The 21,564-nt window shown below is 60.1% G+C and carries 19 protein-coding genes; 13 read left to right on the top strand and 6 right to left on the bottom strand.

Annotation, left to right across the window (positions count from 1 at the left end):
* The first annotated feature begins 7 nt into the window (after positions 1-7).
* From AWB64_RS20740 to gad, 6 genes are all read left to right on the top strand, one after another.
* Positions 8-949 (top strand): phosphate acetyltransferase, encoded by a 942-nt coding sequence (locus AWB64_RS20740; protein ID WP_060857309.1) that lies wholly within the window; start codon positions 8-10, stop codon positions 947-949.
* Between the two features lie 6 nt (positions 950-955).
* The gene (locus AWB64_RS20735; RefSeq protein WP_060857308.1) at positions 956-2,134 is read left to right on the top strand and encodes an acetate/propionate family kinase; all 1,179 of its coding nucleotides are present in this window, start codon (positions 956-958) and stop codon (positions 2,132-2,134) included.
* On the top strand, positions 2,135-2,914 hold the full coding sequence (gene fabI, locus AWB64_RS20730; RefSeq protein ID WP_060857307.1) for an enoyl-ACP reductase FabI: 780 nt from the start codon (positions 2,135-2,137) through the stop codon (positions 2,912-2,914).
* A gap of 29 nt (positions 2,915-2,943) precedes the next feature.
* Positions 2,944-3,198: an RNA recognition motif domain-containing protein gene (locus tag AWB64_RS20725; RefSeq protein WP_060857306.1), complete on the top strand. Its 255-nt coding sequence runs from the start codon at positions 2,944-2,946 to the stop codon at positions 3,196-3,198.
* Positions 3,199-3,306: 108 nt separating this feature from the next.
* Positions 3,307-5,052 (top strand): aspartate-alanine antiporter, encoded by a 1,746-nt coding sequence (gene aspT / locus AWB64_RS20720; protein ID WP_060857305.1) that lies wholly within the window; start codon positions 3,307-3,309, stop codon positions 5,050-5,052.
* 199 nt (positions 5,053-5,251) lie between these two features.
* Entirely contained in the window at positions 5,252-6,631 is a 1,380-nt protein-coding gene (gad, locus tag AWB64_RS20715) for a glutamate decarboxylase (RefSeq protein WP_060857304.1), read from the top strand.
* A 39-nt stretch (positions 6,632-6,670) separates the two neighbouring features.
* Here gad and AWB64_RS20710 read toward each other — a convergent pair whose 3' ends face one another.
* Positions 6,671-7,513 carry an EamA family transporter gene (locus tag AWB64_RS20710; protein ID WP_060857303.1) on the bottom strand — a complete coding sequence of 281 codons (843 nt, stop codon included), beginning with the start codon at positions 7,511-7,513 and terminating at the stop codon, positions 6,671-6,673.
* Positions 7,514-7,614: 101 nt separating this feature from the next.
* Between AWB64_RS20710 and gcvA the strand changes: the two genes are divergently transcribed.
* Both gcvA and yghU read left to right on the top strand, forming a co-directional pair.
* The gene (gcvA, locus tag AWB64_RS20705) at positions 7,615-8,523 is read left to right on the top strand and encodes a transcriptional regulator GcvA (protein ID WP_060857302.1); all 909 of its coding nucleotides are present in this window, start codon (positions 7,615-7,617) and stop codon (positions 8,521-8,523) included.
* Positions 8,524-8,602: 79 nt separating this feature from the next.
* A complete protein-coding gene (gene yghU / locus AWB64_RS20700) occupies positions 8,603-9,475 on the top strand; it encodes a glutathione-dependent disulfide-bond oxidoreductase (protein ID WP_060857301.1) in 873 nt (290 codons plus the stop codon).
* A 10-nt stretch (positions 9,476-9,485) separates the two neighbouring features.
* Here yghU and AWB64_RS20695 read toward each other — a convergent pair whose 3' ends face one another.
* Positions 9,486-10,241: a hypothetical protein gene (locus AWB64_RS20695; RefSeq protein WP_060857300.1), complete on the bottom strand. Its 756-nt coding sequence runs from the start codon at positions 10,239-10,241 to the stop codon at positions 9,486-9,488.
* Between the two features lie 917 nt (positions 10,242-11,158).
* Positions 11,159-12,073 carry a LysR substrate-binding domain-containing protein gene (locus AWB64_RS20690; RefSeq protein WP_060857299.1) on the bottom strand — a complete coding sequence of 305 codons (915 nt, stop codon included), beginning with the start codon at positions 12,071-12,073 and terminating at the stop codon, positions 11,159-11,161.
* 148 nt (positions 12,074-12,221) lie between these two features.
* Between AWB64_RS20690 and AWB64_RS20685 the strand changes: the two genes are divergently transcribed.
* Both AWB64_RS20685 and AWB64_RS20680 read left to right on the top strand, forming a co-directional pair.
* The gene (locus AWB64_RS20685; protein WP_060857298.1) at positions 12,222-13,073 is read left to right on the top strand and encodes a class II aldolase/adducin family protein; all 852 of its coding nucleotides are present in this window, start codon (positions 12,222-12,224) and stop codon (positions 13,071-13,073) included.
* A gap of 103 nt (positions 13,074-13,176) precedes the next feature.
* Positions 13,177-14,538: an MFS transporter gene (locus AWB64_RS20680; RefSeq protein WP_060857297.1), complete on the top strand. Its 1,362-nt coding sequence runs from the start codon at positions 13,177-13,179 to the stop codon at positions 14,536-14,538.
* 20 nt (positions 14,539-14,558) lie between these two features.
* On the opposite strand, the gene AWB64_RS20675 is transcribed toward AWB64_RS20680, so the two are convergent.
* Entirely contained in the window at positions 14,559-15,260 is a 702-nt protein-coding gene (locus AWB64_RS20675; RefSeq protein WP_060857296.1) for a GntR family transcriptional regulator, read from the bottom strand.
* Between the two features lie 227 nt (positions 15,261-15,487).
* Here AWB64_RS20675 and AWB64_RS20670 point away from each other — a divergent pair, with 227 nt between their 5' ends.
* Positions 15,488-17,029 (top strand): Rieske 2Fe-2S domain-containing protein, encoded by a 1,542-nt coding sequence (locus tag AWB64_RS20670; protein ID WP_060857295.1) that lies wholly within the window; start codon positions 15,488-15,490, stop codon positions 17,027-17,029.
* Between the two features lie 78 nt (positions 17,030-17,107).
* On the top strand, positions 17,108-18,097 hold the full coding sequence (locus AWB64_RS20665; protein ID WP_060857294.1) for a PDR/VanB family oxidoreductase: 990 nt from the start codon (positions 17,108-17,110) through the stop codon (positions 18,095-18,097).
* Positions 18,098-18,238: 141 nt separating this feature from the next.
* On the opposite strand, the gene ampC is transcribed toward AWB64_RS20665, so the two are convergent.
* Together ampC and AWB64_RS20655 are read right to left on the bottom strand one after the other, a co-directional pair.
* Positions 18,239-19,429 (bottom strand): class C beta-lactamase, encoded by a 1,191-nt coding sequence (gene ampC / locus AWB64_RS20660; protein ID WP_060857293.1) that lies wholly within the window; start codon positions 19,427-19,429, stop codon positions 18,239-18,241.
* A 168-nt stretch (positions 19,430-19,597) separates the two neighbouring features.
* The gene (locus AWB64_RS20655) at positions 19,598-20,479 is read right to left on the bottom strand and encodes an aldo/keto reductase family oxidoreductase (RefSeq protein ID WP_060857292.1); all 882 of its coding nucleotides are present in this window, start codon (positions 20,477-20,479) and stop codon (positions 19,598-19,600) included.
* A gap of 101 nt (positions 20,480-20,580) precedes the next feature.
* Here AWB64_RS20655 and AWB64_RS20650 point away from each other — a divergent pair, with 101 nt between their 5' ends.
* Positions 20,581-21,492 carry a LysR family transcriptional regulator gene (locus tag AWB64_RS20650; protein WP_060857291.1) on the top strand — a complete coding sequence of 304 codons (912 nt, stop codon included), beginning with the start codon at positions 20,581-20,583 and terminating at the stop codon, positions 21,490-21,492.
* The last annotated feature ends 72 nt before the right edge of the window (positions 21,493-21,564 follow it).

Below are 21,564 nucleotides of genomic sequence, written 5' to 3'. Positions count from 1 at the left end.
GGACGACATGGAACGCAAACGCGAAAAATATGAACGCCTCGTTTCATTCGCGGCGACGCTGGCGCCGACTCCGACCGCCGTCGCGCATCCGTGCGATGAAAGCTCGCTTGGCGCTGCGGTCGACGCAGCGAAGCTGGGCCTGATTGCGCCTGTTCTGGTTGGACCCGTGTCCCGTATCAGGGCCGTTGCCGACGAACATGGCATCAATGTGTCGAACCTGCCGATAATCGACGCACTGCATAGCCATGCATCCGCCGCTGCGGCGGTTGCGCTCGTGCGCGAAGGCAAAGCGCAGGCGTTGATGAAGGGTTCGCTGCATACGGATGAACTGATGGCGGCAGTCGTCGCACGCGACAGCGGATTGCGCACGGAGCGTCGTATCAGCCACTGCTTTGTGATGGACGTGCCCGGCCACGAAGATCCGCTGATCATCACCGACGCGGCGGTCAATATCGCGCCAACGCTCGAAGACAAGATGCATATTGTGCAGAATGCGATCGACCTTGCGCACGCGCTGCGCTTTCCGGCCGCGCGCGTTGCGATTTTATCGGCGATGGAAACCGTCAATCCCAAAGTACCTTCAACTGTGGAAGCTGGGGCGTTGTGCAAGATGGCCGACCGCCAGCAAATCACCGGCGGCATACTCGACGGTCCACTTGCACTCGACAACGCAATCAGCGTCGAGGCCGCGAATATCAAGCACCTCGTTTCGCCCGTTGCCGGGCGTGCAAATGTGCTTGTCGTCCCGAATCTGGAAGCGGGCAACATGCTCGCAAAAAGCCTGTCGTTTCTGGCTGGCGCGGACGCAGCGGGCATTGTGCTCGGCGCGCGCGTCCCGGTGATTCTCACCAGCCGGGCGGATTCGGTCATCACGCGGCTCGCGTCGTGCGCGGTCGCGTCACTGGTCGCACTGTGGCGGCGCGAGCCGTCGCGGGTCGTCGTCGGGTGACGCGCCATGGATGTCATCCTCGTGATCAATGCGGGTTCGTCGAGCATCAAATTTTCTGTATTTGCCCTGTCCGGCAGGACGCTCGAGCAGATCTATAGCGGTAATTTCGCGGAGATCCAGGCAGAGCCACATTTCCTGGTCAAGCACAGTAACGGCGAGGTGTTCGACGAAAAGCGCTGGCCCGAAGGAGATCGGCTCGGCCATGACGGTGCGATCACGTTCTTGTTCGAATGGCTGCGGGGTCACTCGGCTGGTTATACGCCGGTTGCGGTGGGTCATCGGATCGTTCACGGCGGCAGTCAGTATGCTGAACCGGTGCGCGTCGACAAAGAAGTGATAGGCAGGCTCGAAGCGCTTATTCCATTAGCGCCGCTGCACCAGCCGCATAACCTCGCAGCGTTGAAGGCGATTGCCGCGCACCGCGCCGGACTGCTGCAGGTGGCGTGTTTCGATACGGCCTTTCATCACGGCCAGCCGCCAATAGCAACGCAATTCGCACTGCCGCGCGGGATCACGCGGCAAGGCGTGCGGCGCTATGGATTCCACGGGCTGTCATACGAATACATTGCGTCTGTGCTTGCACACTACGACGAACGCGCCGCACGCGGCAAGACCGTGGTGATGCACCTGGGCAATGGTGCGAGCATGGCTGCCCTTGCGAACGGAAAGAGCCGGGCGAGCACGATGGGATTCACCGCCGTGGAAGGACTGCCGATGGGCACGCGCTCGGGCAGCATCGATCCCGGCGTCCTGATCTGGCTGATGGACCAGCACGCAATGGACGCGCGTGCAATCGAGACACTCTTGTACCAGCGCTCGGGATTGCTCGGCGTGTCGGGGATATCGAGCGACATGCGCACGCTGCTCGCGAGTGGCGATCCAGCGGCCGCCGAAGCGGTCGACCTCTTTTGTTATCGGATTAGCCGTGAACTCGGATCGCTTGCGGCAGCCCTCGGCGGCCTGGACGCGATTGTGTTCACGGCAGGGATCGGCGAGCGGGCGTTTCAGGTACGTGAACGCGTGTGCCGTGATGCGGCGTGGCTGGGCGTATCGCTCGACCCGGCCGCGAACGCGAATCACGGCCCGCGGATCAGCACGGCCGACAGCACGGTTGCCGCATGGGTGATTCCGACTAACGAAGAACTGATGATCGCCTCTCACACTCTTGATCTACTGGAGACGTAGATGCCCGTTTCATCTAACCAGCCACTTCTTGGACGCAAGGCATTGATTCTCGGCATTGCAAACGAGCATTCGATTGCTTACGGCTGCGCGCGCGCGTTTCGCGAACTCGGCGCCGAACTGGCGATCACGTATCTGAACGAAAAGGCGAAGCCGTATGTCGAGCCGCTAAGCAAGGAGCTTGAAGCAACGCTGCTGATGCCGCTTGATGTGTCGAAGCCGGATGAAATGCCTGCACTCTTCGACACCCTCCGATCCACCTGGGGACGACTGGACATTGCCTTGCATTCGATTGCGTTTGCACCGAGGGATGACCTGCAAGGCGGCCTCCTCAATAGTTCGCCCGAAGGGTTTGCCACCGCAATGGACGTGTCCTGTCATTCGTTCATCCGCATGGCGAGACTGGCCGCGCCGTTGATGGACGAAGGCGGATCGATGTTCGCAATGAGCTATCTCGGCGCCACGCGCGTGGTACCCAACTACGACCTGATGGGACCGGTCAAGGCCGCGCTCGAAGCGTCGTGCCGGTATCTCGCACACGAACTCGGTCCCCGGCGCATACGCGTTCACCCGGTTTCTCCGGGACCGCTTAAGACGCGGGCCGCGTCGGGATTGAAGGACTTCGACTTGCTGCTCAATGAAGCGCTGGAGCGGGCGCCGATGGGCGAACTCGTTGACATCATGGATGTCGGCTTCGCCTGCGCCTATCTGGCGACTCCCTATGCACGGCGCATCACGGGCAACACGGTGTTTATCGACGGCGGCGTCAGCATCATGGGTTAAGCGCGCTGCGCGTCATGGAGAGAACGGACATGAAGCTCTGGATCAGCAATCTGGCGCCTGAAACGAGTGACGACGCGTTGCGCGAGTTCATGCGCAAGTACACACAAGTGGAAATCGACAGCCTGACACGTATTGAAGGTGACGGCTCGCGTCCGGGCGCGCTGGTTGAAGTAGCCGGGGCGACACAGGCTTTGCTGACGGAGATGCAACACCGTCTGCATGGCATGTACTGGAATCAGCGTCGCCTGGTTGTGCAGATCATGTCGTTCTCCGATAACGAATAGGGAGGCGATTGCCGGCGTTCCTTCATGTTGTTGACGGCGAGGGCAGGCCGTCAGGCAGATGAGTGCGCCGGATCGCCTGTCTCTATCAATCGAAAACAAGGAGCGCCGATGTCCTGGTTCACTGAAACGCTGCAGCACTATCCCGAGATTGCGGTATTTCTCTCGCTTGGAATTGGCTACTGGGTTGGTGGAAAGAGTGTGAAGGGCTTTAGTCTCGGCGCAGTGACGGCGACCTTGCTCGCGGCCATCGCAATCGGGCAGCTTCATATTTCTATTTCACCGAACGTCAAGTCAGTGTTCTTCCTGATGTTCCTGTTTGCCGTGGGCTACGGAGTCGGGCCGCAGTTCGTACGCGGAATCGCGAAGGATGGTTTGCCGCAAGCTCTGTTTGCTGTCGTTCAATGCGTGCTGTGTCTCGCCGCGCCGGTCATCGCCGCGAAACTGGCGGGCTACAGCGTGGGGTCGGCGGCCGGGCTGTTTGCCGGCTCGCAAACCATATCGGCGTCGATGGGACTCGCCACGGACGCCATCAACCGGCTCGGTCTTCCGGCCAGCCAGGCAAAGGCGCTACTGGATGAGATGCCGACCGCCTATGCCGTGTCGTATATCTTCGGGACTGTCGGCTCCGCATTGATCCTTGCAACGTTGGGCCCGAAGCTGTTGCGCATTGATCTGGTTGCCGCCTGCAAGGAGTACGAGGTGAACCTGGGCGGCGCGCAGGAACTTGGGGTTGCGGGCCAGGCATGGCACCGGCACGAACTGCGCGCCTACAGGATCGCTCCGGACAGCCCGATCGCAGGCAAGACGGTGAGCCAGGTGGAAGCGCTCGAACCGGAAGGGACGCGGCTTTTCATCGAGCGGGTCAGACGCGCTGGCGTGATCGAAGAGGCGACGCTCAGTTTTGTCCTGCAATCCGGCGACGTGGTGGCAGTGGCGGGTCCTCGCGATCAACTCATTGCGTTACTGGCTGCAAGAGACCGGGACGCAAGCCATGACGGGGACCATGCGGTTGCAGTGCGCGCAGCGCGGGGCATCGAGGTGGACGACCCTGAGTTGCTTGCCGTTCCGGCGGAGGGCGTGGATGTCTACGTGACCAGCAAGGCCGTGGACGGTAAAACATTGCAGGAACTCTCGAGACTACCCGCCGCGCGCGGCGTCTATCTGCGCAAGATCAAACGCGGCCCGACAGAAACGCAAATCCCGGTTTTGCCCAACACCGTGCTGCATCGGGGCGACGTGGTGACCATCGTCGGCCGAACGCAGGACACGACCGCCGCTGCGAAAGCGCTTGGTGTGCTGGACCGGCCGACCAATGTGACCGACGTGGCCTTCGTGACGCTGGCCATTACCCTTGGGGCGCTCCTGGGCGCGATTGTCATCAAGGTGGGATCGATTCCGATCACGCTTTCGACCGCAGGCGGCGCGTTGATAGCCGGCATCGTCTTCGGCTGGTTGCGCGCAATTCATCCAACCTTCGGCCGTATTCCCGAACCGACAGTGTGGTTCATGAACTCGGTCGGTCTGAATGTCTTTATCGCTGTTGTTGGCATCACGGCGGGTCCCGGTTTCGTTGCCGGTTTGCAGCACCTGGGGATCAGTCTCTTTCTCTGGGGCATCTTCGCCACGGCGCTGCCGCTGATTCTGGGAATGCTGATCGCCAAGTACGTGTTCCGTTTCCATCCCGCGATCCTGCTTGGTGTATGCGCCGGCGCCCGAACCACGACAGCCGCGCTGGGGATGGTCTGCGATGCGGCGAAGAGTCAGATTCCCGGTCTTGGTTACACCGTGACCTACGCGGTGGGCAATACGCTGCTGACCATCTGGGGCATGGTGATCGTGATGCTGATGACCTGAACGGGTTGACAGCAATGCGGTTGACGGGTTGGACGCAGGCATTTCAATGAGCCTTCTCACGGCGCTCAACCCGACGATGGATAAGAAGTTCGGCTACTGCAGTGCTTCGCCAAGTCCGGGCTGGTCCCATGGCAGGTCAATGGCTCGTGCCTTGACCTGTGCAGCCGGCTCTTCCTCTTCCTGACTGAAGGAGTTTCACATGAATACGCCGGTCGAAAAGATCACACCGTACGATGAGTTCAACTACCCGGTGCCAGAGGACGAGTTTCCGAAACAGGGGATGTCGGCGCGTGCGGCGGAGGCGCTGGTGATCAGCGACGAATGGACGGATACCAATCCGATGCTGAACATGTCGTCCTTCGTCACCACTTATGGCGAGCCGGAAGCGGTCGAGACGGCAAAGCGCAACATGTACAAGAACTACATCGACCACGACATGTATCCGCAACTCTTCGCAATGGAAACGCGGATGGTCAGGTGGCTGCATCAGCTATGGAACGGTCCGAAGGGCGTCGAACCGTACGGCACCGCCACGGTAGGATCGTCCGAAGCATGCATGCTGGCGGGACTCGCGCACAAGTGGAACTGGCGGCAGGCTCGCGAGAAAGCGGGCAAGGACGCGACCCGGCCCAACATGGTCACGGGCGGCAATGTCCAGATCGTGTGGAAGAAATTCCTGCGCTACTTCGACGTGGAGCCGCGAATCGTGCCGCTCAAGCCTGGCAATTATCGGCTTACTGCCGAACACCTCGAGCAGTACGTCGACGAAAACACTATTGCAGTTGTGGCAATTGCCGGACAAACGTTCACCGGTGAGGACGACGACATTCAAGGGATACACGACTGGCTGGACACTTACGAAAAAAGAACCGGCATTTCGATTCCAATGCACATCGATGGCGCGTCGGGCGGTTTCGTCAATCCGTTTCTCTATCCGGAATACGAATGGGATTTCCGCTTTCCGCGCGTGCTGTCCATCAACGCGTCCGGACATAAATATGGGCTCACGCCACCGGGACTCGGCTGGGTCATTTTCCGCGAGCGCAAGGTATTCAACGAGGACCTCGTGTTCTATGTGAACTACCTGGGCGGCGAAATGCCGACCGCCACGCTGAACTTCAGCCGCAATGGTTTTCAGATTGCTGTGCAGTACTACCAGTTCCTGCGTCTTGGATTCGACGGTTACAAGCGCATCATGCAGCACACGCTCGATAACGCGATTGCGCTGCGCGAGACGCTTTTGAAGAGCGGCTATTTCACGGTGATGAACGAAACGCAGCGCATTCCCGTCGTGGCCGTGACGCTTGCCAAGCGGATCAAGAATTTCAATGAGTTCGACGTCTCGAACAAGGTGCGGGAGAAAGGCTGGGTATTGTCCGCGTATTCCATGCCGCCCGACGCGGAAGAAGTGATGAGCCTGCGCGTGGTCATCAGGCCGCATATCAATCACAACGTCGCGCAACTGCTGGGGCGCGACATCATCAGCGCGTGCAAGTATCTCGAGGAACGGGGCGGCAATGCCACGCCTCCGAAGCTGCATGCACATGCGAAGGAAAAGTCTTCCCAGGCAAAGTGTTGAAACCGGGCAGTCCGGCGCACAACCCAGGTTGCGCCCGCGTCAAAGCCCCAGGCAAACCGCCCCGGCTGCCACGATCACGCATGCGAGCCAGCGCCTGGCTGTCACGGCCTCGCGCAGGAAGATCCGTCCAATCAGCACCGCGAAGACCACGCTGGTCTCGCGCAACGCCGATACCGCGCCCATCGCGCCGGTCTGCATCGCCCAGATCACGATGCCATACGCCGCGATCGACACCAGGCCGCCCGCAAGCGACGACCCGACCGCCAACGGCCCGTCCCGCAACGGCGCCCACAGTGCTGTGAGCCCGCGCATCGCGACGAAAAGTACCGGCATCAGCCAATAGAAGAGGAATATCCACGCGGTATAGGTGAGCGCCTGTCCATTGGACAAGCGCACGCCAATGCCATCGGTCACGGTATATAGCGCGATCGTCGCGCCGGTCGTGAGCGCGGCAAGCGCACTTGCACGCGACACGTTCCCACCCTGCAGCGCAAGCGCGATGATGCCGCCCGATATCATCACAATCCCCAGCACGTGCAACAGGCCGATCGCTTCATGGGCGAATAACGCCGCGCCGAGCGTGACGAGCAGCGGCGACGAGCCGCGCGCGATCGGATACGCCTGCGCCAGGTCGCTGCGCCGGTACGATCGAACAAGGCTCACGTTGTAGGCGATATGCAGGAGCCCCGACGCGACGATATACGGCCACGCTGCGTCTGCCGGCCACGGCATGAACAAAACAGCAAGCGTTGCCACCACCGCGATGGCGATGCTCATCCACGTCATGGACAGGAACCGGTCGCGATTGCCGTGCAGCATCGCGTTCCAGGTTGCGTGAAGCACGGCTGCAAGGAGGACGAGACCCCCTGTGTAACTGATCATGCAAGTTCCGGATCTGAAAGGCATGGCAAGCAGGATATCTATCTTGCCGCGGCCCAACAAACCAGATAAATTGGCCAGTCACATTAGATAAACTATCTTGAATGAAACGTATCTTGCCTCCGCTCAATGCGTTGCGCGCCTTCGAGGCTGCAGGCCGGCTCGGCAGTTTCAAGGAAGCTGCGGCGGAATTGCACGTGACCCACGGTGCGGTGAGCCAGCATGTGCGCCTGCTTGAAGACTGGCTTGGCGCACCGCTTTTCGAACGGCATAACCGGCGTGTCGTGCTTACTGTGACCGCGAAGGCTTACCTTAAGCAAATCGGTCCGTTATTCGAGCAGCTATCGCAAGCAACGGCGAGATATGGCATTCCCGAAACGGTTTCCCGGACACTGTCCGTAAGTGCGCCCGCGACATTCACGCTGCGCTGGCTGGTGCCGCGACTCGCGAAGTTCAACGCGGAACATCTCGACGTGGACGTCAAGGTGGAGACTTCGAACGAGTCGGTGGAGAGCCTGAAAGACATTCATGACGTGGTGATCCGGGGTGGACCGGACACGTTCTATGGCTACTCGATGCAACCGTTCTTGACCGAGGAGCGGCTTCCGGTGTGCAGTCCGGCACTGCTGCAACGGGTGCCGCTTCGGACGCCGCAGGACCTGCGGCAACACACATTGCTGCACACGGCAAGCCTCCCGCGTCTTTGGCCGGACTGGCTGGCAAAGGCTCAGGTCCCTGCGCTGCGGCCGGCCGCGGCCGTGAGCTTCGACCACTTCTATCTGACTTTGCAGGCTGCCATCGACGCAATGGGTATTGCGATGGGACCGACCGCGCTCGTGTCCGACGATCTTGCCACAGGCAGGCTCGTCGCGCCGTTTGCCGGTCTTCGTCTGCCGTCACGAAGCTATTGCACCTACATTCCGGATGCGAAATCAGGCGATGAACTGGTCCTGGCTTTTCGCGCGTGGCTCGAGCACGAAGGGATGGTTTCAAGTGGGCAGACGCCATCCTGAGCGGTCCCGGCAACATTTCCGCCAGTTTGTTATTCTCGCTTCGAGCCAAATATCCCAAAATCCGCATGGAGCCTTGAGCATGAGCGATTCTTCCGATTACGTGCCGCCGAAAGTCTGGACCTGGAACAAAGGCGATGGTGGCCGCTTCGCGAACATCAACCGTCCGGTCTCCGGGCCAACGCACGACAAGGATCTGCCCATCGGCAAGCATCCTCTGCAGCTTTACTCGCTGGGCACGCCGAATGGCGTGAAGGTCACTGTGATGCTGGAGGAACTGCTGGCGCTCGGTCACAGCGGCGCGGAATACGACGCGTGGCTGATCAGGATCGGCGACGGCGACCAGTTCGGCAGCGGCTTTGTCGCCGCCAATCCCAATTCCAAGATCCCCGCGCTGGTGGATCACAGCGGCGCCAAGCCGATCCGGGTCTTCGAGTCAGGCGCGATCCTTCTGTACCTCGCTGAAAAATTCGAGGCGTTCCTCCCGACAGAAGCCGCAGCGCGGGCCGAGTGCATGTCCTGGCTTTTCTGGCAGATGGGAAGCGCACCCTATCTGGGTGGCGGCTTTGGGCATTTCTATGCATACGCCCCGACGAAGATCGAGTATGCGATCAACCGTTTTGCGATGGAGACGAAACGTCTGCTCGACGTGCTCGACAAGCAGCTCGCGAATAACGAATACGTGGCAGGCAGCGAGTACACGATCGCCGACATGGCGATCTGGCCCTGGTACGGCGGCCTTGCCAAGGGCTGGCTGTATGAGTCGGCCGAGTTTTTATCGGTGCAGGACTACAAGCATGTTCAACGCTGGGCCGACATGATTGGCGAACGCCCGGCTGTGCGGCGCGGGCGAATGGTCAATCGCGTGTCTGGCGAGCCGGCAAGTCAATTGCACGAGCGTCATAGCGCCTCTGACTTCGAAACCAGCACACAGGACAAGCTCGCGGCAAAATAGCCGCGTGTGTCTATGCCGGCGCGCAAGAGGCGGGACACCATCGGCCGGAGTCGGGACATACAATGGCCCGCGCTCCGTTCAGCCAGACTTGCTCTTCTTCCAGTTGCAGCGAACTCGAAGGGGCGACGTCGAAGTCGACCTTGAGCGCGTGCGCAACACCTGCATCTTCGATGGGAAGCTCCCACGTCAGGAAGAGTTGAGTCAAGTCGCGGCCGTCGGGGAAGTCGGCTGCATCGAAACCACGGCTGCTGCGTTCAATGACACCGTGTGGCTGGCAGGTATCGAATATCACGGCCGTTCCCCGGGTCAGCGGGATTCGAAGATCCATCGACGGAAAATGCAGGTCCAGGCCCTTGTCTTCGCTCATGAAGAGATTACAGAAGGCTGCACTGCCGTATTGCTCTCCGTCGTGGTGGTATCGTGCGCCGCGGCAGACCATGAGCGCCACATCGCTTGACGCAAGCACGTCAGGCAGTCCTAGCGCGCGTGTCCAGCTGGACACTGCCTGCACGCATCGCTTGTAGTCAGGCCAACGCATCAGCGCTCTCGCCAGGGGCATCGCTTCCACGTCCCCGGGTTCCAGGACCAGGCGCGACGCTATTTCCCTGTCCCAATCTGCAAGCAGACGCGCGGGGGGAGCAGGCACATCGACCACGCCTGTCAGCACGATTTCGCTCACGCGCCGGCTGCGAATGGCTTCGCCGCTCCAGAAACAGGATGTGAGGAGTGCTCGTACCGAATTTTGTTGTTGGGAAAGCGGATTCATCCGGGCATTGTAAATCGATAGCTCGCCTTCGAGCGTTCCCGGGAATCGTTCAATACTCTGATAACGACGCCACTGTGATCTTGATCGACTTGGGACAGATGATCGGCGGCATTGCTTTCTTCCGAAAGGTGGATGCGCGGCCAGTCCTTGAATTTCTTCCAGGGCAATCTCCGGAAAAGATATCAGTAGGGGTTCGAACTATTAATTAAGCAGCTCTTGAGACATGAGGTATTTATACGCGTCGTCCACTTCGGGTCTTTCGCGTGACATTACAGAATCGCCTGTATTTTTTTTCATTCAGGTTCTATTCTTTTCACAACAAGAGCGATCCGTAACCGAAGACCCGGAAGAACATGCGCCTTCATTTGCGTGATCTTGTTCGGAGCATCGGACAGGACACCTGTCCGAATTGCCAGCCGAGTCCCGGATTAGCTTTAAAGACGCCGCAGCGCGAATTGCGGTGCGGATATTCACGTGTGTTCCGATTTCGAAAAGCATCGAACAACGCGCTCGCTGTGCGCTGTGCCATCACGCGGCTCACGTTTCACACCAGTCTGTCGTAACTTGCAGCAGCCTGCATCAGCTTGCTGGCGTGGCATGCCTTCATTCGCGAAAAGGTGGACACCATGGTCGGACTTGCTACGCGCATTGTGATTGCGCAACGTACCGCAGCCGAACTCAAGTTGTCGGGCGCACCGGAGTCGGCGATTATTGAAGCGAATGAGCGCTGGTATTACTTTGGTGCATTGGGACCGGCGATTGGCGATTATGTTCCTTTTTTGTGGCAAGAGCGGGACGTGACAACACGCCAAATGAAACGGGCGAGGGTGCTTTTGAGGCTGACAATAACGTCCTCCAAACACAATATCCGCAAGCGCGACCCGGGTCAGATCATCACGCGTTCGAATTGCGATTCTTCACGAAGCCTTTGCGTCCCATTTCCCATTCATCCCGGCTTTTTCCGCCAGCCACGCCCGGAACGCCTTGACCTTCTCGACGTTCCGGTCGCTGGTCCGAAACGATACGAAGTGCGTTTCGCGCATGAACGGCTTGAAGTATCCAGCGCCGAATTCCACCAGCTCGCCGCGCGCGAACTCGCGTTCCGCAAGACGCGTGGTTTCCAGCGCCATGCCCATGCCGTCGACTGCCGCCGAGATCGCCAGCGCACCACGATCGAACGACGGCCGCGGCTTGCCCGAAAATTCCACGCCATTGAGCACGAACCAGTCGCGCCATGTCACGCGGCTCAATTGCGAATCGATCAGCGTAAAGGCCTTTGCCTGTTCCTCGAGTGAAATATCCGCGCGCACCATTGCGGGCGGGCACATTGGAACAATCCGCTCTGTACCCAGCGCATCGACCTGCAGTCCCGGACGTTCGATAGCCGCGCCGTAGGAGATCGCGACATCGACTTCGTGCAGGCGCGTGAGATCCACGGGCTCCGCACCCGACGACAGCCGGATCGTAATGTCCGGGTGCGCTTGCATAAACATGGGCAGGCGCGGCCCCAGCCACTTCACGGCAAGGCTCGGTGCGCAATGCACGGCGAGCACTTGTGCCTGGGGCGCGAGCGCGACCTCGCTGCACGCGTTTTCGATTACATCGAATACGCGGCCGAGACTGTCGAACAGACGCCGTCCTTCCGCCGTGGTTTCCACGCGGCGATTGCGCCGGTGAAACAGCGGCACGCCGAAATACGCTTCCAGTTCCTTCACTTGATGACTGATGGCCGACTGCGTGAGATGCAGTTCTTCCGCCGCAAGCGTGAAGCTTTCAAGCCGCGCCGCCGCCTCGAAGGCGCGCAGCAACACGAAATTGGGGATGCGCCGCATGCGTTTTTTGTCTCCGGTTTTCTAATGGTTTTCATTGATGCATGAATACGGTTCATCTTTGTATGAACAGCCATCGTTTGTCAATAACCATTGCAAAGCCGACAGTAGGGACCTGCGGAACACACCAGCGTTTAAACAGGAGAAAGCAATGGCGGCAGTCATGGAAGCAGGGTCGGAGATTGTGGAAAAGATCGTCAGGGACGGGAAGGTGTCGATTTATCAGCCGGAGCAGGAAGGGCTGATCTTTCCGGAATTGCCGGTGTTTTCGGACCCGGCGGCGCATCGGCAGCATCTCAAGGAACGCCTCGTGGGCGCATGCCGGGCGTTCGCGCTGCAGGGTTTCGACTATGGATTCGCGGGTCATCTAACGGTGCGCGACCCGGAAAATCCCGGCTTGTACTGGACCAACCCGATGGCCGTCCACTTCTCGCAAGTGAAGGTCTCCAACCTGATTTGCGCCGATCACGAGGGCCGCGTGGTCGCGGGCAATCATGCGATCAATCGTGCGGGCTTCGTGCTGCACGCGGCGGTGCACGAGATGCATCAGGACATCGTGGCCATGTGCCACGCGCATACGGTCTACGGCACCGCTTACGCCGCGCTCGGCAAGAAGCTCGAGCCGATCACGCAGGACGCGGCCGCTTTCTTTGAAGACCACGTCGTGATTGGCGATGAAGCCGGACAGGTGGCCGTGGAAGTGAAGGCCGGCCACAAGGTGGCGAACGCGTTCAAGGGCGTGAAAGCGGCGATTCACCAGAATCACGGCTTGCTCACGGCGAGCCGGCACAGCATCGAGTCGGCGGCGTTCTGGTTTATCGCGCTGGAACGCTGCTGCCAGCAACAGCTTCTCATCGATGCAACCGGCGTCACGCCCAAGCTCGTCACGCCGGAGCGGGCGCGTTATAGCCGCGAGCACGTGGGCAGCGAGTACATCGGCTGGCTGCATTTCCAGACCATCTGGAACGACCTTGTCGCGACTCAGCCCGACATGTTCGACTGAAGTACGGCTAGCTTTCGACTGACCACAGCACAGCATGCGCAGGACGATACGGCCGCCCAGAACGGCTGGCGTCCCGCTCCAATCCGTCCCCAGGAGACACAGCATGAATCCCGCCAGTCCGGCAGCACTCAGCAAGCGCGACGAAGCCGCCACGTTCGCAAAGATCACGTGGCGACTATTGCCATTCCTCTTTCTTTGTTATCTCTGCGCGTATCTCGACCGCATCAACGTGGCGTTTGCCAAGCTGCAGATGCTCAAGGACCTGAATTTCAGCGACGCGGTCTATGGCGCCGGTGCCGGCGTTTTCTTCGTGGGCTACCTGCTGTTCGAGGTACCGAGCAACCTTCTCTTGCTGCGAGTTGGCGCGCGGCGATGGATCGCGCGCATCATGATCACGTGGGGCATCATTTCGGCGGGCATGATGTTCGTCACCACGCCCATGAGTTTCTACATCATGCGTTTTCTGCTCGGCGTGGCCGAAGCAGGCTTCATTCCGGCCATCCTGTTCTATCTGACCTACTGGTTTCCCGCATCGCGGCGCAGCAAGGTGACCGCGCTCTTCATGACGGGTATTCCGATGTCCGGTGTTGTAGGCGGTCCGCTCTCGGGCTGGATCATGAGTCACATGGGCGGCATGCACGGCCTTGCGGGTTGGCAATGGCTGTTTGTTCTCGAAGGCATTCCCACGGCGGTGCTGGGTCTTGTCGCGCTCTTTTATCTCAACGATAAAGTCAGCGACGCCCGCTGGCTGAGCGCACCGCAACGCGCTTTTCTCGAGCGCGCGCTCGACGAAGAACGCTCGCCGGATCTTCTGCATTCGGTCAAGGACGGCCTCATGCATCCTAAGGTGCTGCTGCTGAGCCTGATCTATTTCTTCTTCACGATGGGCCTCTATGGCGTGAGCTTCTGGCTGCCCACATTGATCAAGGCAAGCGGCGTGTCGGATACGCTGGATATCGGCTTGTTGAGCGCCATTCCCTATGCGGCGGCGGCCATTGCGATGGTGCTCGTCAGTCACTCGTCCGACCTGCGCGGCGAGCGGCGCTGGCACCTGGCGCTGCCGGGAATCATCGGTGCGGCGGGGCTTTACTTCAGCGTCTCCTATGCGCATTCAACGCCCATCGCAATGATCGCGCTGACTATTGGCACCATGGGCGTCATGACGACAATTTCGCAGTTCTGGGTCTTGCCGCCGGCCATCCTGGGCGGCGCGGCAGCGGCGGCGGGGCTTGCGCTTGCGAATTCGGTCGGCAGCATTTCGGGCATTGTCAGCCCATATGTGATCGGGCTGATCCAGACTGCAACCGGATCGACTGGCAACGGTGTGTTGGGACTCGCGGTTAGCCTCGTGATAGGCAGCGCGCTCGTGTTCACGGTGCCCGCGAGGCTTGTCAATATTCATCGGCGGGAAACGCCGGCAAGCGTTCGGCCCGTACTCGAGGCGGGTCCTCAAACCCGCGCTTGAGCGCGGGACGTCATCCGGTATCAGTTTGCGTGGGCGTTGCTGGCGTCGTCGGCCAGCACTTCGCCCAGGCGTTTCACGAGGTTTTCACGGGCGCGATGCGTGTGCAGATTGGTCAGCTCAACGGCAGCCGCGACGTCGCCTGAAATGATGGCGTCGAAGATCGCGGCGTGTTCGTCCCAAATGGATTTGCGTTGCGCCGACGACTGCAACACCGCGCCCATCACGCGGCGCAGATGCACCCAGTGAAGATGCGCGGTCTGTTCGATCAGCGGATTGCCCGAGGCGCGGTAGATCGCGGAATGAAAAGCCCAGTCGGCGTCGATCATGGCCTTGACGTCGTCACCCTTGGACGCACGCCGGCCTTTCGATATCAGCGATTTGTCGAGCGTGGCGCTCCCTTCCGCGTAAAGCCTGGCGGCCAGGCTTGCGGCGAGCGAATCGAGCGCGCCGCGGATCTCGTAGAGATGCGCGATCCAGGTCGGGTCGAGCGGCGCGACGAGCAGGCCGCGGCCGGGCGCATCCTGCACGAGGCCATCCTTTTTCAGCAGGCGCAGTGCCTGCAGGACCGGTGAACGCGACACCGCCAGTTGCTCGGCGATCTCTTCCTGCGTGATGCGTGCGCCGGGCGCGAGCGAGCCTTCGCTGATGGCGTCGAGCAGCACTTTATAGACTTCATCGACATAGTCGGTGCGTGCCTGAAGTTTGAGAAGTTTGGCGGCCATGAATCACTCTTGAAAGTCTGGATACTGAGTTCAAGAGCCTACAGGCAGTGCGCGGTGCGTGCAAACGAAACCAGAACGGCGCAACGGACACGGTACAAATTTGGCCCTTATCGCGTTTACCTGTAGAGACATGGCCGCATTGCAAACTTAATCTCTGTATACAGAGTTCGGAGTTCAGAAGACAAAAATTGCGGTCCCCCTTATCGATACATCCAGCAGAGGCTTACATGAACATCAAGTCAGAAAAGGCAGAAGGGCAGAAAAGCAGTGGCGGCGGCGTGGTCCAGAAAAAGCTCGTGCCCTTCGGCGGCTATTACACGAACAAGGTTCCGGGTCACGATCCCGAACTCACCGAAACCGGTCCGGGCACACCGATGGGCGAATACATGCGCGCGTTCTGGCATCCCGTGTGCATGGCGGTCGAGCTGACCGACACCCCGCGCTTTCTTAAGATCCTCGGCGAAGAACTGGTTGCGTTTCGCGATGGCAGCGGGGCTGTCGGCGTACTGCACGCGCATTGCGTGCATCGCGGCGCATCGCTTGAATACGGCGCGATCCAGGAGCATGGAATCAAGTGCTGCTACCACGGCATGGTGTTCGACGTCGACGGCACCTGCCTTCACGTGCCGTTTCCAAGCGGCGAAGAGAAGGAAGCCGAGAAGTACGCATGTTCGATCCAGCAGGGCGCGTACAAGGCCGTCGAGCGTCACGGGCTTGTATTCGCCTACATGGGGCCGCCCGACAAGGAGCCGCCATTTCCCGAATGGGAAGGCGATTTCACCGTAGCCCCGACCGACGAACTCGTGCCCTACAGCAACTTCCAGCATTGCAACTGGCTGCAGGTGCAGGACAACGCGGCCGACAACTATCATCCGACGGCACTTCACGCGGGCAAGAACGTGGTCAACGGCAAGTACCAAGGAACCACGTTCGACGAAGTCGGCGCGAAGTCCATGGAAGTAGCCCCCGACATGCATTTCGTGCCCGTGCAGCAGGGACGCAGCCTGGCATGCGCGGGGGCGCGCCGCGTCGACAAGGACCGGCTCTTCGTGCGTGTCCAGCATCAGGTATTGCCGAACTTGAGCCTGCACGCCTACACATCGGAAGACGGCGCGAAGAAAAAGCTCTTCAGCCGCTTCCACATCATTCGCTGGACCGTTCCCGTGGACGATGAAAACTCGAAGATGATCGGCTGGCGCGTAATGGGTCCGGGAATCGATACGCGCGGTATCGGCGATAAATCGCTGGTGGGTTACGAGTCCATCGACTTTCTGGAAGGGCAGGTTGCCATGCGGCGTCCCGAGCGCTTCGGCAAATACAAACTCGATGATCTGCCGCCGATCCCGGCGAATCATCGCGAGCGCGAGAACTACAAGGACGCGCAGTACGCGCCGGGCGACTACGAAGCCATCATCAGCCAGCGCCCGATCGCTGTGCATTCGCTTGAGAATCCGACCAAGTTCGACGCGGGTCTTTTCCTTTTCCGCAAGATGCTGCGCGACGCGGTGCGCGGCACGAACCCGGCGGCGTCGGCGGAAAACTTCGCGGAGTGGTTCCGGGCGAATGCCGGCGCGCCCAACAGCTACTGTTCAGGCAACGTGTTCGATCTTCCCGAAGCCGAAACTGTCGAGCAGGAAGTCGTCAATCGCCGTGCAATGACGAAGAAGCTGGTCGCGATCCTCACGGAAAGCGAGGCGCTCAAGGGCGAGGAGCGTGCGCAGTTCGTACGTGAAAAGTTCGAGTCGCTTGAGGCGTCGCTCAAAAGCTGAAGGACAGATGGCGAACGACGGCGCGTGCTGCGGCCACGCAGTACACGCCGCTGTTTCAAGGAACCAACAGGAAAGACCATGGCAAGCCCAGACAATACGGCGGACGGGCGCACGCTCGATTTGATGGTGCGCCAGATCCGCTTCGAAGGAAAAGGCATCAATTCGTATGAACTCGTCGATCCGCAGGGCGAGGCCTTGCCTCCGTTCACGGCGGGTGCGCATATCGATATCCATCTCAAAGGCGGTACGGTGCGCCAGTATTCGCTCAGCAATTCCCCGAGCGAGCGGCATCGCTATGTGATCGCCGTGTTGCGCGACGAGGCCGGGCGCGGCGGATCGAAAGCCGTGCATGACACGTTGCGCGTGCAGGATCGTGTGAAGGTGAGCGCGCCGCGCAACAACTTTGAACTCGCCGCCAACGCAAGGAAGGTCGTGCTGCTCGCCGGGGGAATTGGCGTGACGCCGCTGAAAGCAATGGCGCATCGGCTGGAGGAAGCGGGCATCGACTATGAAATGCATTACTGCGCCAGGGACGCGCGCTGCACGGCATTTGCCGACGAGCTTGCAAGCATCGAAACGTCGGGTCGCCTGCATTTTCATTTCGATGGCGGCGATCCATCGGCGGGATTGAATATTGGTGAACTGCTGCACGAGCCCGCCCACGATACCCACGTTTATTACTGCGGCCCGGCGGGTTTCATGAAGGCGTGCGCAGCCGCGGCTCAGCACTGGCCTTCAGGCACGGTTCACTTCGAGCACTTCAAGGCGCCGGAACGCGACTTGAGCCAGCAGGTTGCGGGCGCGGTCGGCGAGTTTATCGTCAAGATCGCGAGCACTGGGCAAATGATTCCGGTCACGCCGGATCAGAGCATCGCCGACGCGCTGGACGAAGCCGGCGTGCCGATAGAAACATCCTGTCGCGCTGGCCTCTGCGGGACGTGCAAGGTGCGTTATCTGTCGGGTGAAGTGGAGCACAACGACTGCATCCTGGGCGACGACGAAAAGCGCGAATACCTGACCGCGTGTGTATCGCGGGCGACGAGCCGCGAACTTGTGCTCGACCTGTAAAAACAGTTTCGCCGCGGCGGAGGCATCATGTTCGTACGCTGGATCCGCCGCGCGATAAAACGAATGTCCTGCACGTCAACTACGCTGATCGGTGATTCCGGCTGGTCGCTGATTAATCAGGATGACGACGTAAAAAGCCGGTCACGGTGAAGTCGCGCGTGTCTGCTTTTGGTTCGCCAATGACTCGATGATCTGGTACGCCGCGCTTACCCGTGCGTCGTTGGGAAAGTTCTTGTTTGCGAGGATCACAATGCCCAACTGCTTTTGCGGCACGAACGCCACATAAGCGCCGAAACCGTTGGTCGAGCCGGTCTTGTTGATCCAGACATCGTTGGAGGGCGGTTGCGCCGGCTTGATCTCGGTGACTGGCGTTGCGTTCAACACCATGTCCGGCGAATTGCCTTTCAACAGCGCGTCCAGAGGAACAGGATACGGATACTGTTCCCATATCAGATCCTGCGTCATCGGGCCAGCCTGGAAATAGCCCGTATGCGTGTCCACTATCGCGCGCTGCAGCTTCGGGTCCAGCGCGACCATCTTCATGTTGGCCTGGAGAAAACGCAGCATGTCGGCAGCCGTGGTCTTGATGCCGTAGGCCTCGGACGAAAGTACGCCCGGCTTCATCCTGATGGGCGTGTTGTCTTTGGTGTAGCCCTGCGCGTAGTCCTTCATTCTCGCGGGCGGCACGGTGAGGTAACTGTTGCGCATGCCGAGCGCCGGGAACAGATGCTGGGTCATCAGCGCATCGAAATCCTGATTCATGCTTTTTGCGGTAATCAGGCCAAGCATTCCGATGCCAGGATTGGCATACGTCCGGTACGTTCCCGCCGCATACGCGGGCCGCCATTGCCTGAAGTACTGCAGCAATTGATCGATGTTGTTGACGTTATCGGGCACTTGCAAGGGAAGGCCGCCGGGCGTGTGCGTTCCCAGGTTGAGAAGGCTCACATTGCCGAACGGCGTGTTTTGCAGGGACGGAAGATATTTGCTCGTGTGGTCGGATAACGAGAGGTCGCCGTCGATTTGCGCCTCGGCGGCAAGCGTCGCGGTGAATGTCTTGCTCACCGATCCAAGCTCGAACAACGTGTCGCGCGTGACCGGTTTTCCTGTTTGCACCGATGCCACACCATAGTTGAACACGTGGGTCTTACCGTCGGCAATGATCCCTACCGCCATGCCAGCGATTGCGTATTGTTTCATCAACGGCTGTATTGCGGCGTCCACTTCTTCCTGAATGCTGCCGCGCTGAGGCGTACCCGCCGCGTGGCTCATGGCTGCCGCCGCGCATGAAAAAACGAATGCCGCGATAAAACGTCCTGCTCTCAGTTTCATGTCTCTGGTCCTTGCGGGTTGGAGTTGAGTCAAGGCGAACTACTGAGGCAGGAGTATCCGTGGTTTCCAATGCATCGACTATCGACGATAAGTTATTCGAGGCAATAGAAAATCTATCGCGCCATGATGTCGCAAGGCATCTCAGCGCGTTGTTTTCCTATGCTGCGATCAATGCCCGGGCTGTGCTTCACCCAGCGTATCGAGTTCGGTGAGGACCGCGCCGCTCAACTGAAGTTGCGCCGCTTGCAGGTTCTCGCGCAGATGCGTGAGCGACGAGGTGCCGGGGATCAACAGAATGTTCGGCGAGCGATGCAAAAGCCACGCAAGCGCCACCTGCATGGGCGTGGCGCCCAGCTTTCCGGCAATGCCCAGGAGCGCGGACGATTGAATCGGCGTGAAGCCGCCAAGCGGGAAGAAGGGCACATAGGCGATTCCCTGCGCCGCGAGTTCGTCGACCAGTGCGTCGTCGCTTCTCTGAATCAGGTTGTAGTGGTTTTGCACGCAGACAATCTCCGCTATGCCCTGCGCCTCGGCGACCTGCTTCGAGGTCACGTTGCTCAGCCCGATGTGACGTACGAGCCCCTGGCGCTGAAGCCCGGCGAGCGCCTCGACCTGCTTCGCAATCGAGCCTTCAGCGGGAGCGTGAATGTTGCCCATGCTGCGCATGTTCACGACGTCGAGCGCGTCGAGCCCGAGGTTACGAAGGTTATCGTGGACGCCGCGCGCGATGTCTTCGGGCTCGAACGCCGGTATCCATGAGCCGTCCGCACCGCGATCAGCGCCGACCTTCGTGACGATCACGAGGTCGTCCGGATACGGATGAAGCGCCTCGCGGATGATCTGATTAGTGACATGCGGGCCGTAGAAATCGCTTGTATCGATGTGATTGACGCCCGAATCCACTGCTTCGCGAAGCACGGCGAGCGCCGCGTCCCGGTCCTTCGGCGGCCCGAATACGCCGGGTCCGGCCAGTTGCATGGCGCCGTAGCCCAGGCGGCGCACCGTGCGCCCGCCAAGTGAAAAGGTTTCGCCGGAATTTAAGTTCGGCATGGTGATCTCCTGGAAAGTGTAACCACCAGTATCCAGCCATTTGCGTTGTTCGATAATCCCATCTAAATTGAACGGGTCGTTATAAATATTGAACAATGAATATGGAATTCAACGATCTGGCCGCTTTTGTATCGGTGGCGCGCGCGGGCGGCTTTCGGGATGCGGCGCGCATCAGCGGGGTATCGGCCTCGAGCCTCAGCATCGCGGTGCAGCGGCTCGAGTCGAAACTCGGTTTGCGTTTGCTCAACCGCACCACACGCAGCGTGGCGCCAACGGAAGCGGGGGAGCGTCTTATCGGCAAGCTCACGCCCTTGTTTGGCGAAATGGAAGCCGCGCTGGACGTGCTGAACGGTTTCCGCGACACCCCAACGGGCACGCTCAAGCTGAACGTACCGTCGAGCGCCGCGCGGATTGTTCTGCCAACGGTCATCGCGCCATTTCTCAAGGCTTATCCCGACATACGCGTGGAGGTCGTGGTCGAAGATGGTTTCGTCGACGTGCTTTCGATTGGCTGCGACGCGGGCATTCGCTACGACGAACGTCTCGAGCAGGACATGATTGCCATCCCGATAGGGCCGCGAGTCCAGCGTTTCGCGACCGCCGCGGCGCCCGAGTATCTGGATACACATGGAAGGCCCACGCACCCGCGTGAACTGCTCACGCACGCATGCCTGCGCGGCCAGTTTGCCGGCGGCGCAATGCCAACGTGGAATTTCGAGCGGGACGGCGAGGTGGTGCGGCTGGATCCGCCGGGACCGCTTCTCGTGAGGCCGGGCGCGGCTGTGGACCTTGCCATCAGTACCGCCGTGGCGGGCGTGGGCGTCATCCATCTGTTCGAGGCAATGCTGCGCCCGCACCTGGATAGCGGCGCGCTGGAGCCGATTTTGGAGCCGTGGTGGCAGCGTTTCCCGGGGCCGTTCTTGTACTATCCGGGGCGCAGGCATCTGCCTGCGCCGCTGCGCGTTTTCATTGAATTCGTGAAAGCCAGGCCGACGGAAATGCTGGAGTTTTGATCTGCAACGGGTGTCCCAATTTACAAGCTATCGCTTGTAAATCGTAAATACAGGCTATAGACTGTTATTCAA

It is taken from the genome of Caballeronia sordidicola, assembly GCF_001544455.2.
Taxonomy (GTDB): domain Bacteria; phylum Pseudomonadota; class Gammaproteobacteria; order Burkholderiales; family Burkholderiaceae; genus Caballeronia; species Caballeronia sordidicola.
Note: the sequence above shows the minus strand (reverse complement) of the source record. Positions and strands in the feature narration are given on the sequence as shown.